The 13,501-nt window shown below is 60.0% G+C and carries 11 protein-coding genes and 1 tRNA gene; 7 read left to right on the forward strand and 5 right to left on the reverse strand.

Annotation, left to right across the window (positions count from 1 at the left end; translation table 11 throughout):
• Window positions 1-344: 344 nt before the first annotated feature.
• The 4 genes from H3U90_RS05540 to H3U90_RS05555 all read right to left on the reverse strand — a co-directional run bounded on the left by H3U90_RS05540 (window position 345) and on the right by H3U90_RS05555 (window position 5,035).
• Window positions 345-1,901, reverse strand: coding sequence for an alpha/beta hydrolase family protein (locus H3U90_RS05540; protein WP_198177351.1), 1,557 nt, complete (start codon window positions 1,899-1,901; stop codon window positions 345-347).
• Window positions 1,902-1,966: 65 nt separating this feature from the next.
• On the reverse strand, window positions 1,967-2,602 hold the full coding sequence (locus H3U90_RS05545; RefSeq protein ID WP_198177352.1) for a DUF4125 family protein: 636 nt from the start codon (window positions 2,600-2,602) through the stop codon (window positions 1,967-1,969).
• Between the two features lie 12 nt (window positions 2,603-2,614).
• A complete protein-coding gene (locus H3U90_RS05550) occupies window positions 2,615-4,648 on the reverse strand; it encodes a DUF4037 domain-containing protein (protein WP_198177625.1) in 2,034 nt (677 codons plus the stop codon).
• A gap of 141 nt (window positions 4,649-4,789) precedes the next feature.
• On the reverse strand, window positions 4,790-5,035 hold the full coding sequence (locus H3U90_RS05555; protein WP_198177353.1) for a hypothetical protein: 246 nt from the start codon (window positions 5,033-5,035) through the stop codon (window positions 4,790-4,792).
• A gap of 17 nt (window positions 5,036-5,052) precedes the next feature.
• Here H3U90_RS05555 and H3U90_RS05560 point away from each other — a divergent pair, with 17 nt between their 5' ends.
• The 4 genes from H3U90_RS05560 (at window position 5,053) to H3U90_RS05575 (ending at window position 9,516) form a co-directional block, all read left to right on the forward strand.
• Window positions 5,053-6,627, forward strand: a complete 1,575-nt coding sequence (locus H3U90_RS05560) for a PTS transporter subunit IIC (RefSeq protein WP_198177354.1) — start codon at window positions 5,053-5,055, stop codon at window positions 6,625-6,627.
• Window positions 6,628-6,742: 115 nt separating this feature from the next.
• Window positions 6,743-7,744 carry a LacI family DNA-binding transcriptional regulator gene (locus H3U90_RS05565; protein WP_198177355.1) on the forward strand — a complete coding sequence of 334 codons (1,002 nt, stop codon included), beginning with the start codon at window positions 6,743-6,745 and terminating at the stop codon, window positions 7,742-7,744.
• A gap of 12 nt (window positions 7,745-7,756) precedes the next feature.
• Window positions 7,757-8,440, forward strand: coding sequence for a ribulose-phosphate 3-epimerase (rpe, locus tag H3U90_RS05570; RefSeq protein WP_045935676.1), 684 nt, complete (start codon window positions 7,757-7,759; stop codon window positions 8,438-8,440).
• Between the two features lie 176 nt (window positions 8,441-8,616).
• Complete coding sequence (locus tag H3U90_RS05575) at window positions 8,617-9,516, forward strand: ribokinase (protein WP_198177356.1); 900 nt, start codon at window positions 8,617-8,619, stop codon at window positions 9,514-9,516.
• A 96-nt stretch (window positions 9,517-9,612) separates the two neighbouring features.
• On the opposite strand, the gene H3U90_RS05580 is transcribed toward H3U90_RS05575, so the two are convergent.
• Window positions 9,613-9,686: transfer RNA gene (locus H3U90_RS05580), tRNA-Pro, on the reverse strand.
• A 128-nt stretch (window positions 9,687-9,814) separates the two neighbouring features.
• Here H3U90_RS05580 and lysS point away from each other — a divergent pair.
• The 3 genes from lysS to menA (H3U90_RS05595) all read left to right on the forward strand — a co-directional run bounded on the left by lysS (window position 9,815) and on the right by menA (H3U90_RS05595) (window position 13,459).
• Window positions 9,815-11,443, forward strand: a complete 1,629-nt coding sequence (lysS, locus tag H3U90_RS05585) for a lysine--tRNA ligase (RefSeq protein WP_198177357.1) — start codon at window positions 9,815-9,817, stop codon at window positions 11,441-11,443.
• A 21-nt stretch (window positions 11,444-11,464) separates the two neighbouring features.
• Window positions 11,465-12,445, forward strand: coding sequence for a 1,4-dihydroxy-2-naphthoate octaprenyltransferase (gene menA / locus H3U90_RS05590; protein WP_198177358.1), 981 nt, complete (start codon window positions 11,465-11,467; stop codon window positions 12,443-12,445).
• 66 nt (window positions 12,446-12,511) lie between these two features.
• The gene (gene menA / locus H3U90_RS05595) at window positions 12,512-13,459 is read left to right on the forward strand and encodes a 1,4-dihydroxy-2-naphthoate octaprenyltransferase (protein WP_198177359.1); all 948 of its coding nucleotides are present in this window, start codon (window positions 12,512-12,514) and stop codon (window positions 13,457-13,459) included.
• Window positions 13,460-13,501: the final 42 nt, after the last annotated feature.

Here is a 13,501-nt window from a genome sequence, read left to right on the forward strand (position 1 = left end):
CGCAGCAACCAGAAGGAGACCAGCCGATGGATCGTCAGGAACGCATCACCAAGGCCATGCCGGTTGAATCCCCACCCCCGATATACCAGGTTCGGATGCAGCCGCCGGAGCCGGTCCGTCCTAGCGGGCCCAGCCTGCCTACCATCATTTTTGGCGCCCTGGTTGGACTTTTGGCTCTGACCATGTTGGCTCTAGGATTGGTCTTTCTGCGTTACGGTACGGATCTGACCATAGTCGTACCCTGGCAGCGGGTTATTCCATTGATTTTTGCCGGCCTGGGCGTAGTGCTGATTGGCGCGTCTGTATTAGCCTGGCTGGCATCGGCAAGGCGCACCCGCTCTATCTCAAAAGACCAGGATATTCCAGAAGATCAGGCTGCCAAGGATGGCCAGAGACCCCAGCAGGGTCAGGGTCAGGGTCAGCCAGTGGCCACTCCCGGCGACAGCCGGCTTGCCGTCAGCTCGGTTGAAGATAGAGGTCAGGGTGCTCGCCAGGAGCAGGATGAGTATCAGGCACAGGACGGATAACAGGGACCAGCATGATGCCATCATCGAGGACAGGTGCATAAGGCCAAGCGCCTTGCGGACCACAGTGAAGGCATAGGCCAGCAGGGCAGCCATAAGTCCTGCGGCTAGCAGGCCTAGCGACCAGAGCCGTCCGGCCAGGCCTTTGCTGAAACCTGACCGTCGGTGGTTATTGCCTTGAGCTCGCAGATGTGAACTTAAGGCTCCAATCAGGGCAGATACCAGGGCGGCAGCCAGCAGGATGGGGCCACAGGCCATTAGCGCCAGCAGGGCGGTGAGCGAAGGTATCAACCCTGTATTCGTGTGCTCGGGCACTTGATTGAGCTGATGGGGCTGGCTGCCGGCAATCATGGGGGTGGACCACTGGTTGGCATGGGTGCCCAGTGCCACGGCGTTGATCCAGTCTTCCAAATTATGGGTGTATCTGGGTTCCAAGGGCAACCCGGCCTTGGCCAGCCGACTACCGGTGCGGATCTGATGGTTGGTGGGATAGTAGCGCAGGGTCACGTTGTCGTTGCCGCTTGCATGGGTTCTGCTGATGATCTCGCGCGCACCCTGCTCGACCGGCATGGAGACGTCCATGGTCCCGAAGTTGACCATGACCGGCATCCGCAGCTGGTCCAGATAGGTCAGGGAGGGGAAGTCGGCGTACTCCAGGCCCAGCAGGGACAGATTCATGCCCATGAGTCGGGGTATCACGTTGCGGATTCCCTTGGGTGCGCCAATCAGATCCAAGTAGCTGGTGGCCGCCATGGCCATCTGCTGTCGTCCCGGGTAGACGGGAGGCGAAGTGAGGATGGAGAAGGCGATGCTGGGGTCCTTGGCGGTCATGATTGACGATATCCAGGTGCCCTCGGACTCAGCATAAAGACCAACCTTGGTCGGATCAACACCTGGCCAGGAGCGCAGACGTTCAAGGGAGTGCCCGTAGTCGGCGGCCATGGCCTGATAGTCACGGTGGAAGGTGGTATAGGTGTCCAAACGTTTGTCGGGCACCAGGGTGGTGATGCCGGCCGAGGCCATGGCAGAAGCCAGGTCGCCGTATACTTCGGAGGATTTGCCGGTTCCGGCACCATGAATGAACAGGCAGGCTGGTCCAGTGCCCTTTCGGTCGCTTGGCTCCCTGACGATGGCCTGAATATGGACTCCGCCATCCAGAGTGATGCTGATCTTCCGTTCCCTGACTGGGTGGGTGCCCTCAGGAGTGGTGGTTCCCAGCCTCGAAGCGATGGCAGTGGACCGGGTCGAGACCTGCAGATGGTCGCGGTAGGGTTCCACCTGCCAGTCCGGCGTCATGGCTTGACCCAAAAGGAGCATGACCAGCAGGATGACCACAAAGGAGGCGGCGGTGAAACCCGCCCGTTTCAGCTTTTGCACCCGTCAACTCTACCCGACCGCCCGACTGGTTGGTCAGATGGACCTCATGATTGTGGTTCAGGGTGTCAGTCCTGGGCCTGTTCGGCCTCGTCCAGGGTCTCAAAGCCGTTCATCTGCACCGTGGCCAGGATGGTTTCCTCGGTCAGGTTGCCGCCTCGTGCCTCGATCCGGTCCACCATGGACTGGTAAAGATCCAGCGTCCGTGCCGAATAGGTGCCCAGTTCGCCACGCAGATAGGTCTCAAAGGAGGTGGCCTCCGGCGTGTCCTCGCTGGTGCGCAGGACCCGCATCTCCTGACCCAGGCGGGGGTAGCGCTCGCGGAAGTCCTTGGCCCAGGCCACCTGCCGGTCGATGATGCGCTCCTGCTGCTCCTGGCGATCCAGGCCCAGCCTGGGCAGGTAGGGGGCGATGTTGCTGTGATACAGGTCCGGGGCCGTGGACTCCATCATCCGCCCGTACTTCTCGGTCAACAGGTTGCGCCCCGCTTTGTCGGCCTGGTCCAGGTCGTCCGCATAGCTGGTCAGCAGGGGATGCGGCCAGGTCAGGAACTGGCTCAGACGCATCTGGTGGAACATGGGCCAATTGCCCTGACAGTTGGCCGGACCACCCTCGTTGTTGACCTGCTGGAACTGCTCCCATTCGTGGCGGACGATCCGCTCGCGCAGGGATTCCTCATCCTGACATTGCTCGTCGTTTGCCATCCTTGGCTCCTTTCAGATGCTGTGCAGAACCGGATCATCGCTGGAGATGTGGGCCTCGACATAGGGGCGCTGCCATTCCAGGAAGGTTTCCGGGCTGTTGGTCAAGCCCTCCGCCTGCAGCTCTTCTACGATTCTTGCGCAGATGGACTCCACAAGCTCGGTGACGCGTTCGGCGGCCGGCCGGGCTCCCTTGCCGCCCTCGCCGAAGCCTTGTCCCCCATAGCAGGCAGCAGATGCCAGGCGCAGGATGTCCTCCAGCTGCTCGGTCAGGTCGGCCAGCCTGGTGGCCATTCTTCCGCTCAGTCGCCGAAGGGCCGCGAAGGTCCACTTGTAATAGGGAAGATACCCGACGGTCAGCGGATTGTTGATCAGGAAGATCAGGGAGGCGCAGGCCTTGATGAATTCGGTGATCGACAGCATGGCTGCAGCCCCGTCGCCACGCTGCAGGCTCCGCGGTAGGTTGTACTGGCCTGCTTGGGCGATCATGCCCAGCCGGCGGGAGATCAGGCAGAAGCGCACATCGTCGGGCATGGCCTTGAACCCCTGCCGGGTGGCCAGTATCTGTCCCAGAGGATCCGCGAAGATCCTGCCATTGGTGGCCGCCGCCAGCGTGGCCTCGTCCAGGAGCAGCCACTCGTGGGGGTGATCTTCCGGGGGCGCCTGCCGGTAGCCGGTCAGGGATTCGAAGAAGGCGCCGATCTCGAAGACACCCACGCGGCGGTCGGCTCCCTTTGCTCTGACGCTATCGGTTCGTGAGCCGAACCCCATGAATTCGGTGGGCAGGGCCTCGTAGTCCTTCTGCAGCTGGTCGCCAATGGCCCGATAATCCTCGCTGGTCAGCCACAGGCAGAAGCCGGGGCCGAAATCGTGGTCCCGGGAGATGGCATCGTCAAAGCCGTAGCAGTCCGAGCCATGGCCCATCAGGCCTACGGCGATCCGGCCGCGATATCGGGGGTAGCGTTCCTCCAGCATGGGACGGCCCACCTGCTCCCAGTAGGCCTTGGCCAGGTCCAGTCCCTGAATATCCGGATGGGAGCCATGCCGATCGTTGTCACTGCTGTGATTTCTGGCCGGAGTCCGATCTGAGCTGGCTTTCGGCTGGCTGGATGTTGCTTCGTCGGCCTGCTTGGATTGGTCCTTGTCCCCGGTTTCTTCGGCGGCGGCCTGGGCCTGGTCCAGATTGGCCTTGGTGATCTGGTAATAGTCGCTGCCCTTGCCGTACCGGTCCTCGATGATGGCCAGGGCCCTTCGGTAGGTGTCCGCCGACTGGCCGAAGCGCCCGGTCATGTAGCAGACCTGGGCAAAGCCAGCCAGGGCCGAGGCATAGTGTGCGCTATTTTCCAGGTGGCCGGTTCGATAGATGTCCAGGGCTGTGCGGGCCTGGTCCCAGGCCTCTCGCAGAGCCTGCGGATTGTCCTTGCGCTGCATGAGCAGGAGGGCAAGATTGGTGTGGGTGGAGGCCAGATCCAGATCCCGGGAAGGATCAGTACTGGAAGTCTCCAGGATGTCCATGGCCTGGCGCAGCTCCTGTTCGGCTTGGTCGGGCCGGTCGGTTTCGCTGTAGAGCATGGACAGGTTGTTGTGCAGGGCCGCCAGCCGCCGGTCCTTGGGCCCAAGGGTTTTGGCTGTGGAGGCAAGCGCCTGCCGATAGAGGTCTTCAGCCTGGTCGTACTTCTTGGCCGCCCGCAGACCTGTGGCTGCATTGATCAGGGTGGTCGTCCAGGCCTCGGACCCCTCGATGCGCATGCGCGAGGCCAGTTCGATGGCGCGCTGGATCATCCACATATTCTCCCGGTGGCGGCCCTGGGACCGGTAGAAGCCCATGGTTTCGTTCAGCACGGTCAGCAGTCCGGCGTCGTCGCCCGCATTCTCCGCATCCACCAGCGCCTGCTGCAGGTAGGGTTCGGCCTGATCACGGGCCTTGCCGGCGTTGAAGATGGCATCCAGTCCGTCCAGGAAGGCTTGGGTGCCGAAGCTGCCGTCCGGTTGCATGTAGGACTGTTGAGGCTCTTTCTGCTTGCTGTCCTGCCAACCGACCTCGTCCATGTGGCCTCCGCTCGTCATCAATGATGGAATCGTGATGCACGCGATCATACGATGCGTCTATTATTCATATACATTCTACGGCTTGAACTTCTGCGGGGAACTGCGGGTCCGGGTCGGCTTGCTCACAGTCAGCGACATCCGTTATCTACGGACAAAGAGTAATCGGTTTCGTAATCTAGCGGGATAAGCAATGACGTCAAAGGCGGAAACGACGGTTTGTCCAAATGGTGTCGCGATTTTCTGAATATCCATAAAACGCTGCAATGACAATGAAAAATCAAGTGCTGAGCCTGTCGTGATTGGCATTTTTGCCAAGCGGCTGCTTGCGCGATCGCGACGAATGGTATAAGACTTTGAGTAACCGGTTACGTAATCGTTGTCGTACAAGGAGGTATTGCAGCACCATGAATCTCGATTCAGTTGTGCAGGCCCTGGACCACGGTTTCAATTGGTTCATAGGTCTGGGCGGCGCGGCCATGATGTTCTTTATCATCACCCTGTTGTCGCTGGCCTTCGGCGTCAAACTGTCCAAGGCGTTTGAAGGCGGTTTGAGAATGGCCATGGCCCTGACCGGCATGAGTGCGGTCATTGGGCTGTTGACCAACACCTTCAGCCCGGCTCTCAAGGCTTTCGTGCGTTATACCGGCCTTCAGCTGTCGGTCACGGATCTGGGCTGGGCACCCATCGCCGTCATCACCTGGAGCTCGTTGTACACGCTCTATTTCGCTCTTATCTGCATCGTGACCAACCTGGTCATGCTGGCTTTGAAACTCACCAACACCCTGAATGTCGATCTGTTCAACATTTGGAATGTATCCATACTCGGCCTTCTCATCAACTGGAGCGCCGGCGGGAACTTCTTCCTCATGTCAGTTTTCGTGGTCTTCATCTACGCCTTGATGCTCTTCAACGCTGATGCTATGAAGCCCACCATTGATGATCTGCTTGGCTATGATCAGGACAACATCACCACCACGGCACACCCTGCCCTGCTGGTCACTCCAGTGGTTGTCCTCCTCGACCGTCTGATCAGCAAGGTCCTGCCTTTCATCGATCGATTCGACTTCGACGCCGAGACCCTGAACAAGAAGATCGGATTCCTGGGAAGCAAGGGGGCCATAGGCGCATATTTGGGCGTATTCGTGGGTCTTCTGGGTCGCCAGGATGCCGCCCATATCTGCGCACTGGCATTCTCTTCCGGTGTCTGCCTGGAGCTATTCGGAGTCGTAGGGGACTGGTTCGCTCCCGCTATCGGTCCTCTATCCCAGGGGGTCACCTCTTTCATGGAGCGTCGCATGAAGGGGCGCAAGCTGTATATCGCCATTGATTGGCCCATCCTGGCCTCTCGGGCCGAGCTCTGGGCTGTGGCCAACATCCTGGCGCCCATTCTGCTCTTGATCGCCATGATCCTTCCAGGCAATTCGGTATTGCCTCTCGGAGGGATCATCCTCACCGTACTGGCGCCCTCGCTCCTCATAGGAGCCAGGGGCAAGGTGGTGAGGATGACCCTGATAGGGACCATCATGATTCCCCTCTTCCTTTGGGCCGCAAGCCTGATCTCGCCCTTCCTGACCCAGACTTCGAGGGCCATGGGAGTCTTCCCCGCCGGGCTGGGCAAGAACGAGATGTTCTCGGCCGTGGATTCAGATCCGCTGGAGAAGATGCTGGCCATGCTGATCGGCAATGCGGTTCGTACACTCGATCTGAAAACCATCGGCCTGGCTCTGCTGGCTCTGTTGGCTTACATTGCACTTTTCGCTTGGTATATCAGGAGGCTTCGCAGGGAGGCGGCAGCAGGAATCAGTGTCGGTTCGGTTGCTGTTGACCAGCTCGATGCCGCCCCTGGGGCTGGTTCGGATTCCGCACAGAGTGGAGTCGCCGCAGCCGAGGAATCTTCATCACCTTCTTTGCCTCCTGTCGGCAAGCGCTCGGGCGAGCCGGAAGGAGCTGGAGTCGGGGGTGATGCCTCCGGTCTATAGAAGTCCTGGAAACCTCGCTGAAATCACGTCTCCGGTTTAACCTGAAGTAACCGGTTAGGCCCAGGGAATCCATCCCATGCAGGGCCCTCCATCGCAAAGATATAAGGATCGACTGATGGTGACGATTAGGGATATTGCGGAGCTGAGCGGTGTTTCCACAGCAACCGTGTCGCGCATTCTCAACAAGAAAGGAGGGGCCAGCGATGCGACAATAAGCAAGGTAAACGCCATAGTCAAAAAGCTTGGATATCAGCCGAACTTCGTGGCAAGGACCCTGTCCGAGCAGTCATCGGATTTGGTCGCTCTCTTGGTTCCCGACCTGGGCAATCCCTACTTTGCTGATTTGTCAGGGAGGATAGAACAGGCCGCTGACCGGCGGGGACTCCATATATATCTATGCAACAGCAGGGATGAACGCGATAAGGTCGATTATTATCTGCGGTTTATGGAGGGCATCCGAGTCCGCGGGGCCATCATCAGCTCCTTGTTTGTTGATGAAGAAGATCTGACCAAGCTCAACAACCTGGGAATCTTCACGCTCACGATGGACCGGGCATGTTTCTCGCATCCGTATTCGGCCTTATATGTGGACCATCGAGCGGGAGGGTACAAGGCCACCAGATATCTGATCCGACAGGGTTCCTGCAGTCATCTCATGTTCATATCGGGACCTGAGCAGGAAAAAAGCTCTGGGGATCGGTATGCCGGGTACCTGAAGGCGATCACCGAGGCAGGGGCCAAGCCGGTTGCCAAACTGACGACTTCCTTCTCCTTGGCCGGCGGATACCAGGCAGCAAAGGGTTTCCTGGAGGATCACCCGGGGTCCGTGGATGGCATCTTCTGCTCTGATGACATTCTGGCCATCGGAGCCATGAGAGCCTGTACCGACCTGGGAATCCGGATACCCCAGGATATGCGGGTCTTTGGCTATGACGACATTGAACTGGCTGGATATTCCGTGCCGCGTCTGAGCACGGTCAATCAGCTTCCCGAGGACATAGGCGAGCAGATCATGGATTTGTTCGAAAGCACAGTGTCCAGCAAGGGGAAGCCGCAGAAACGTTCAATCGAACCGCACCTTGTCATTCGTGACAGCTCACAGACAAGGGGCGCGTAAATAGGAGATGTAATGCTGGAAATAGGGCCATCGCTCATGTGCGCCGATCTGGGCAATCTGGAACGTGATGTCAGGGAGCTCGATGCGGCGGGTGTTGATTTCTACCATATCGATGTGATGGACGGATCGTTCGTTCCGAACTTCACCCTTGGTCCCGACTTCGTACACAAGGTGCGGGCCATTACCGACAAGCCGCTGGATCTGCACATGATGGTGGAGCGGCCGGAACGCTATATTGACATGTTCGCTCTGGCCGGGGCTTCCGGAATCGCCATTCATGCAGAGTCCACCAGAAACCTGCAGGGGACTCTGACGGCAATCCATAAGGCAGGTCTCAAGGCCGGTGTGGCCATCAGCCCGGCTACGCCGCTGGACGTGTTGGACTACGTATACGACGTCACGGATTATGTGATTCTGATGACGGTCAATCCCGGCTTCGCAGGGCAGCGATTCATCGAGCCCATGTACGGCAAAATCAGTGATTTGGCCGATCGAATCCGCAACAGAGGCATGAATATCCCCATTGAGGTGGATGGGAACATCGGCCGGCAGACCATTCCTGAATGCGTGCGCAGAGGAGCCACCAGATTCATCGGAGGCACCAGCGCCATATTCCGCGAAGGCCGCAGCCTGGCTGAGAATGTCCGCGCCACGCGCGAACTCTTCAAGGAGGCGGTGGGCCCGCAAGAGGTCTGACATCCGTTCCTTGTTCTCGATCGGTTACTGATGAGCCGATTATTGCGCATCAGCATGCTTGCCGACTGAGTCCAAACCAGTTGTAAAACACATCACACGTTAAGGCCGAGAGCCGCTGCGTGAGGCGAAGCCTTGCCTGATAGCGGCAAATTCATACCAATTTTGAGGAGATTATCATGCATTATGACGTCATAGTACTGGGCAGCATCAATCTGGATGTCAAGGCCCTGGTGACCAGCTATCCCAGACGCGGGGATACGGCTACAGCAAGGAGCATCACCATGCTGCCGGGCGGGAAGGGTTCGAATCAGGCCGTGGCTGCAGCCAAGTTGGGAGGCAAGGTGGCCATGCTGGGCGCGGTCGGTGAGGACGGCGCAGGCAAGCAGATGCTTGACAATTTAAGCGATTGGGGAGTCGATACCCGGTTCGTCATGCGCAATGGCAATGAGGGGACCGGAACATTCATCGTCCAGGTCGATCAGACCTCCGAGAACACCATGGTGGGAACGCTTGGCGCCAATGACACCATCACGGCCGCAGAAGTGGATACAGCCTTGGATCAGATGGAGGCTCCGGTTCTGCTTATGCAGCTGGAGACCAGTCGCGAGTCCGTTCTGGCTGCTTTGAAGGCCGGCAGACGCAAGGGTATGTACATCATCCTTGATCCCGCTCCGGCTGACGGTTTCTTCCCAGAGGCGCTCGCCTATGCTGATTGTGTCACGCCCAACCAGCAGGAAACCGAGCGGATCACCGGTATTCATGTGACCGACAAGGTGGAGGCGGTCAAGGCTGCCAAAGCCATAGCCGGCATGGGGCCGAAGACCGTCATCGTCAAGCTGGGTGCCGATGGGAGCGTGGTTTTGCATGAGGGGGAAATCTACGAAATCGACTCAGTCAAGGTCCACGCACTGGACTCCGTCTGTGCCGGTGATGTGTTTGCCGGCGCCCTTGCGGTCAACTATGCCCAGCATGGGGATTTTCTGAAGGCGGTGAATTTTGCCAACAAGGCGGCCGCCATCAAGGTCAGTCGTGTGGGCAACCATCAGGTCTTCCCCACCTTGGCCGATATGAGCTGACATGGGTCAGGAACTGCATCGTGCAGCCTGGTGATTACACGAAGCAAAGGAATGAAGAAGAGGCCGACGGAAATTGCCGGCCTCTTCTTGCATCTGTCGGGGTAGGGGGATTTGAACCCCCGGCCTCTTCGTCCCGAACGAAGCGCGCTACCAAGCTGCGCTATACCCCGTGACAACGTTCTATATAGTACACGTACCGTCGGCCAAACGCCATCGTCTGCGCGGCGCGACCGTTCAACCGCTTGCCCCTCGGCGGTACCCCGGGCCAAGTACTGGCTCATGCGTAAAATAGCGATTTATGAATGACTCATCGGAAGAAACCCCTCGCCTGACGACGGTCGAACGCGCTCAGGCGCTGCTTGATCAGGATATGGCCATTACCGAGAAGATCGATCATGGCGCCCAGCTGGATGACGCCATCGATCCCGGCAACCTGACTGACGGCGTTGAAGGCCATCCTGAACAGGTGCGCATGCGTGTGGCCAAAAGGGCGCTCATGCTCAAGGAGGGCATCGAACCATACCCGGTCCATCTGGATGTGACGGATCGCATCGAGGATGTGCGCCGCAAGTATCAGGACCGCCTTGAGCCAGGCCAGGAGACCGAGGACGTGGTTGGCATCGCCGGCAGGGTCCTGTTCCTGCGCAATGGCGGCGGCCTCTGCTTCGTCCAGCTGGCGGCGGGTGACGGCACCCGCATCCAGGGCATGATCTCCAAGCGTGAGATTGGCACTGATTCCCTGAAGCAGTTCAAGCAGCTGGTCGACTTGGGCGACCACCTCTATCTGCGCGGCCGCGTGGTTGCCTCCAAGACCGGCGAGCTCTCCGTCTTCGCCACCGAGTGGAACATCGCGGCCAAGGCCCTGCAGCCCCTGCCCGCCCTTCACAAGGAACTGACCGAGGAACAGCGCACCCGCAAGCCCTACCTGGCCATGATCGCCGATGAGGATGTGCGGGCCATGGTCCGCCGCCGTTCCAAGGCCGTCTCCTCCCTGAGGCGTACCTTCGAGGACCACGACTTCATGGAGGTCGAGACCCCCATGCTCCAGACCGTGCATGGCGGCGCCGCGGCCCGGCCATTCACCACGCATATGAACGCCTTCGACATCGACCTCTACCTGCGCATCGCCCCTGAGCTCTTCCTCAAGCGCTGCCTGGTCGGCGGCATTGAGCGGGTCTTCGAGATCAACCGCGACTTCCGCAATGAGGGCGTGGATGCCACCCATGCTCCGGAGTTCACCATGCTGGAGGCCTATCAGGCCTACGGCACCTATGACACCATCGGGCAGCTGACCAAGGAGCTGATCCAGAAGGCTGCACTGGCCACGTCGGGATCGCTGAAGGTGACCCTGCAGGATGGCAGCCAGTACGACTTCGGCGGGGACTGGCGCCAGATCAGCATGTATGAGTCACTTTCCGAGTCCCTGGGCGAGGAGATAACCCCGCAGACCGGCGTGGACCATCTGCGGACCATCGCTGACAAACTGGGCCTGGAGGAGGAGCCTGCCGAAAACCATGGCAAGCTGGTCGAGCACCTCTGGGAGCACTTCTGGCAGGACAAGCTGTATGAGCCGACCTTCGTGCGTGATTTCCCGGTCGAGACCTCGCCCTTGGTCAAGGCCCACCGCACCAAGCCGGGTGTGGTCGAGAAGTGGGACCTTTACGTTCGCGGGTTTGAGTTGGCCACGGGCTACTCCGAACTCAATGATCCGGTGGTCCAGCGGCAGCGGTTTGTCGAGCAGGCCAAGATGGCCAGCCGTGGCGATGTCGAAGCCATGGACATTGACGAGGACTTCCTGGAGGCCCTGGGCGTAGGCATGCCTCCGGCTGGGGGCATGGGCATGGGTATCGATCGTCTGCTGATCGCCCTTACCGGTGCATCCATCCGCGAGACCATCACCTTCCCGCTGGTCAAGCCGCTGGTCTGAGATAACAGGGGAGGGACGGTCATGAATATCAGGCTGTGGATGGATGGTATGCGTCCCCGGACGCTGCCCGCCTCGGTGGCACCTGTCTGCGTAGGCGCTTCGGCTGCACTCTTGGAGCGGTCACGGCTTCTGGAACAGTGCACCAACTCGTGCTCGCCCACGCCTGTCGATCCCGCCCTGAAGGCTGCCACGCCGGGACGGCTGGCTCTGATCGTGGTCTTGTTGGTCCTGCTCGCCCTGTCCATGCAGATCGCAGCCAACTTCGCCAACGACTACGCCGATGGTGTTCGCGGCACCGACTCCGGCCGTGGAGGCGAGGAGGCCGCCTCCGGCAGGCCCAGACGTCTGGTGGCCGCCGGCGTGCCTCCCAGGAAAGTGCTGTACGCCACCATGATCTCGGCGGCCTTCACCTGTCTGATGGGTCTGGCCGTCATGGCATTGACCGGTCACTGGTGGATGATCCTGGTCGGGGTCTGCTGCCTGGTCGCCGGCTGGTGTTACGTGGGCGGCCCGCATCCATATGGCTACCACGGGCTGGGCGAGGTCAGCGTATTCATCTTCTTCGGTCTGGTGGCCACCCTGGGCACCGAGTATTTTCTCATTAATAGGGTTGATACCGCCGGCATCCTGGGTGCCTGCGTCTGCGGGCTCAATGCCGTGGGCCTGCTCATGCTCAACAATTACCGGGACCTGGATGACGACCGCCGATCCGGCAAGCACACATATGCGGTTCTGGTGGGGGCGCGCGCAGCGGCTATTTCCATTTACCTGGTCTACATCCTGAGCCTGGTTCTGGGTCTGATCCAGTTCGTTCCGGCTGTCATGAGGCGTGGCCTGCCCGGCTTCCCTCTTGTGCTGGTCCTCCTGCCTGTGGCCGCTGTCTTTCTGCTGATCTGTCGAGCCTTTGCCCGTGGCCAGGTGCCCAAGGCCTTCGGCATGGCAGGCAAGGGTACCCTGGTCTCCGCCCTATGCTGGTCGGCGGGCCTGCTCCTGCAGCTGTGAAAATCCTGATACTCTCCTAATAGAGCAGTCCGACTTTCGAGCGATTTGGTGGATAATCAGGCAATCATGTTCATCACACTTCAGGAATACAAGGACGCACTGCGACCCTCGGCCTTGCTCTGCTCGCCCACGCCGGTTCTGATCGGTACGGCGGTGGCCCTGCGGCAGCTGTTCAGCCAAAGGCTTGGGCCGGATGCGCGCTTCTGGCTCATAGCCCTCTTATGCTGTCTGACGGCTGTGTTCATCCACAGCACCTGCAATCTGGCCAATGACTACTTCGACGGCATCAGGGGTACCGATGAGGGCCGGAGCAGCCTTTCGGGCGCCGGCGCTGACGGCTCGGTGCCTGATCTGCCCAGAAGAGGGGTGGCCGGCGGCGTGGAGCCTCGCAAGGTCCTGCTGTCTGCCTATCTCAACATCCTTATGGCCTGCATATCCGGTCTGATCCTCTGTTGGGTGACTGGCCACTGGTGGATGATCCTGGTCGGCATCTTCTGTCTGCTGGGAGCCTGGTTCTACACGGGAGGCAGGCATCCTTACGGCTATAGGGCCATGGGCGAGCTGAGCATCATGATCTTCTTCGGGCTGGTGGGCGTGCTGGCCACCCAGTACCTGGAGACCGGTGGCATCGACCGTCACGGGTTCATCGGCGCCCTGGTCGGCGGTCTTGTCTGCATTCCCGTCCTGGAGATCAACAACTACCGGGACATCGATGCGGACCCTCTGGCCGGCAAGTACACGCTGTCTTCATTCATCGGAGCCAGAGGCACACTGATTCTGATGGGGTCCTGCTATGCCCTGGCTGTGATCCTGGGCGTGGTCGAGTCATGGTCCCTGTCCGGCGGCTCCCTTGCGGACGCCTGGCCCCGCCTGCTCTGCCTGCTGCCCGTCCTGGCCCTGGCCATCACCACCACAGTGGCCAGCTGTCGGAACCGCTTCAGTAGAGCGTTCGCGCTGTCGGGCTATACGGATCTGCTGACGGGGTTCTGCTGGCTGGGGGTCTGCCTGCTTTAAGCGACCGCTCTACAGGGGGAGCTGTAGGTCCGCCAAACAGTC

The organism is Bifidobacterium sp. W8103, assembly GCF_016100775.1.
Classification (GTDB): domain Bacteria; phylum Actinomycetota; class Actinomycetes; order Actinomycetales; family Bifidobacteriaceae; genus Bombiscardovia; species Bombiscardovia choladohabitans.

Bases quoted from the DNA above. Each gene is read 5' to 3' on its own strand.
- rpe (WP_045935676.1), top strand. From the start codon at position 7,757: ATGCTGGAAATAGGGCCATCGCTCATGTGCGCCGATCTGGGCAATCTG.
- lysS (WP_198177357.1), top strand. From the start codon at position 9,815: ATGAATGACTCATCGGAAGAAACCCCTCGCCTGACGACGGTCGAACGC.
- menA (WP_198177359.1), top strand. From the start codon at position 12,512: ATGTTCATCACACTTCAGGAATACAAGGACGCACTGCGACCCTCGGCC.
- menA (WP_198177358.1), top strand. From the start codon at position 11,465: ATGAATATCAGGCTGTGGATGGATGGTATGCGTCCCCGGACGCTGCCC.
- H3U90_RS05550 (WP_198177625.1), bottom strand. From the start codon at position 4,648: ATGGACGAGGTCGGTTGGCAGGACAGCAAGCAGAAAGAGCCTCAACAG.
- H3U90_RS05575 (WP_198177356.1), top strand. From the start codon at position 8,617: ATGCATTATGACGTCATAGTACTGGGCAGCATCAATCTGGATGTCAAG.
- H3U90_RS05565 (WP_198177355.1), top strand. From the start codon at position 6,743: ATGGTGACGATTAGGGATATTGCGGAGCTGAGCGGTGTTTCCACAGCA.
- H3U90_RS05545 (WP_198177352.1), bottom strand. From the start codon at position 2,602: ATGGCAAACGACGAGCAATGTCAGGATGAGGAATCCCTGCGCGAGCGG.
- H3U90_RS05560 (WP_198177354.1), top strand. From the start codon at position 5,053: ATGAATCTCGATTCAGTTGTGCAGGCCCTGGACCACGGTTTCAATTGG.